This is a genomic window from Priestia sp. P5_B4 (genome assembly GCF_056400385.1).
Window position 1 is genome coordinate 1 of record NZ_JBFULJ010000530.1, and the last position, 2638, is coordinate 2638.

A 2638-nucleotide genomic window follows, 5' to 3' on the forward strand; every position below is an offset into this window, starting at 1 on the left:
ACGCATAAGCAGCTTTAAAAGCGTTCCGTCCATTTTTAATGAAATAGATGAGTCAAACTTTAACGGATGATTTTTCTTGCGTAAATAGATAATCATAATAATGAACGTTAATACAGTTGAAAACACCGTTGCGTACGCAGCACCGTACACTCCAAGCTTTGGCACTCCGATCCATCCAAAAATTAAAATCGGCAGGAAAATGATGTTTAAGACCGTACTCACAACTAAAAAGTAAAAAGGCGTTTTAGAGTCTCCGGTTCCGCGCATAAACGTCGTATAAACAAAGTATAAAAACAAAACAGGAATCGCCACAAACAAAATGCGCGCGTAGTGAACCGTTACGTCAATAATATTAGCCGGCGTTCCCATAATCCGAAGAATATCCGGAGCAAATATGCTTCCCAAAACAGCAAGCACAATTCCGACTAAAAAGGTAAACGTGAGCGTGGTACCGATAATTTCTTTGACTCGTTTTTCGTTTTGTGCCCCGTACGCTTGCCCGATTAAAATAGAACTTCCTGAACCAATTCCAATCGAAAACGACACGAGCAGAAAAAACAGAGGAAAAAAAGCGGAAATAGCGGCTAACGCATCAACTCCAAGCGCTCTTCCGACAATAATACTTCCCGCCAGCTGCCCAACTGACTGCATGGCATTACTTAACATGAGCGGAATCAAAAATACAAGCATCAGCTTACTGACGGACTTTTCTGATTCCACTACTTCACTTTTAACATCTTGATTCTTCACACCTATTTCTCCTTTGTATCAGCTTTCGGCGAATGATAGCCTTTTTCGCCGTAAGGCTGCAGCTTCTCTAACCATTTCGCTTCCAGTTTCAGCAAATCCTTTTTTGAAAGTGCTTTTTCTTCTCTTTTAATCGTTTCCAGCATCTCGATTGAAAAAGCATCCGCTCCGTACGTATTCCACTCGTTTTGAAGCTCTTTATTTTGATGAGTGTTCGTCTTTAACGTGAACTTTACGCCGTTTAACGTTTTGATGTTAGGCGTAGAGCCAATGTAAATCTTATCGTTGTGAAGGTTTTTTATTTGATACACGCCGCCTTCTGTTTTTACTTCTTTCGCTAGCTGCTTCATTTGCTTTTTATAGTCTTTTTCGCTCATCTCTGTCTCTCCTTTTCTCCAGTAGCTGCTTCCGTCTGCGCTGCGCTCTAAGAAACCGTACTCAATTAAATAGCGACGCAGCACGGCGTAGTCATCATAAAAAGGTGCTAACCTATCGTTCACTTCTTTTTCGGTATACGTTGTTCCAACATCAAAATGTCCGCTTAATTCTTCAAGAACAACAAGACGGTGTTTTTCTTGCAAGTGAAAGGTGCGAAGAGGTCCGTTCAAGCCTTGCGGAAAATTCTTCGCTAAAATTTTTTCACGCTCTTCATCACTGACGCTGTAGCGCTGACTTCTTCTAGGTGTCGTATTTGTTACGGGTGCCGTCTTCTCTTCTTGCCCGTCGTTTAACAGTTCCATCAGCGTTAAAAACACTTTTGCCTGACGCTCTTTTTTCTTTAACGTAAAGCGGTGATTCCGAATGGTCGATGAACTGCCAATTCCCATTTCTTTTTGAATATCGCTGTCGCTTTTTCCTTCTTTAAAAAACTTCACTAAATTTTTTTGATGATCAGACAGACCCGTTACCTCTTTATCTAGCTCTATTAAATGATGGAATACAGACCCGTGCTGCTGTTCCACATGAAGCTTCATATAGCGTTTTGCTTCATAAAAAACACCTTCCACCGGATAAATAATGCCTTTTTCAATGCTTTCACCGCACAGTAAGCAGTGGTAGTGATCTCCGCTTTCCCCGTACCCTTTCTTCATATCTTCAAAAGATGATTCCCAAAACAAATCGTTTACCATATAAATAGACACCTTTCTTATTTGTTTATTAATTTATAAACAAATATATTATATGTTTATTATTATGTCAAACTTATGTTTATGATACACAAAAAAACAGCAGTTTTCACTGCTGTTTCTTGTTCCATTCACTTAAATATGGAAAATCATTAGATACGACAGGCTCATTATTTAAAAGCGTAATTAACYCCAAACTGTTACCGTCAGGGTCATTAAAATACACGCAAGCCGCTGGCATCCACGTATGAACAATCGGCTCTGTTTGAGGCTTTCCAAACGACGTCTTTTCCGGTTCAATGCCTTTTGAACGCAGCCACGTTAACGCTTCATGAATATCCGCTGCTTCAATACCAAAAGCAAAATGACTTCTTTTCAACTCTTTTTCATCGGTTTCCCAAAGTCCAAGCATCTGCTTTTGTTCCCCAACAAAGAAAAAAGCACAGCGCCTCTCTTCAATTTTATGAACAAACGTCAGCCCAAGACGTCTATAAAACTCAATCGAATCTTCCAAACTCCGCACCTGCACATGCGTCTCATAAATACTCTTAATCATAGCCTTCCCTCCATCCTTTTCTACTACTATAAGCCATCACACACCAAACAGCTTCCTAACAAAGAATGAAAAATTATCAGTCTTAAGAACGAGAAACCCCAACATAAACACGCAGCCTTGAAATTCCGCAGAGCACTATGGGTAGGTAGGTTTTGACTAAGATTTTAACCTTAGGTCTAAAAAAAACCCCCATGGCTGCACTCTAGCC

At 40.2% G+C, this 2638-nt stretch carries 3 protein-coding genes; all 3 read right to left on the reverse strand.

Features of this window, described 5'->3' with window-relative positions; genetic code table 11:
• Positions 1 to 690, reverse strand: a 690-nt coding sequence (locus AC1DRF_RS22475; protein ID WP_477741733.1) for an MATE family efflux transporter, incomplete at its 3' end; no start/stop codon positions are given.
• 62 nt (positions 691 to 752) lie between these two features.
• On the reverse strand, positions 753 to 1877 hold the full coding sequence (locus tag AC1DRF_RS22480) for a DUF2087 domain-containing protein (protein WP_477741731.1): 1125 nt from the start codon (positions 1875 to 1877) through the stop codon (positions 753 to 755).
• Positions 1878 to 1983: 106 nt separating this feature from the next.
• Entirely contained in the window at positions 1984 to 2430 is a 447-nt protein-coding gene (locus AC1DRF_RS22485) for a VOC family protein (protein ID WP_477741732.1), read from the reverse strand.
• Between the last annotated feature and the right edge of the window lie 208 nt (positions 2431 to 2638).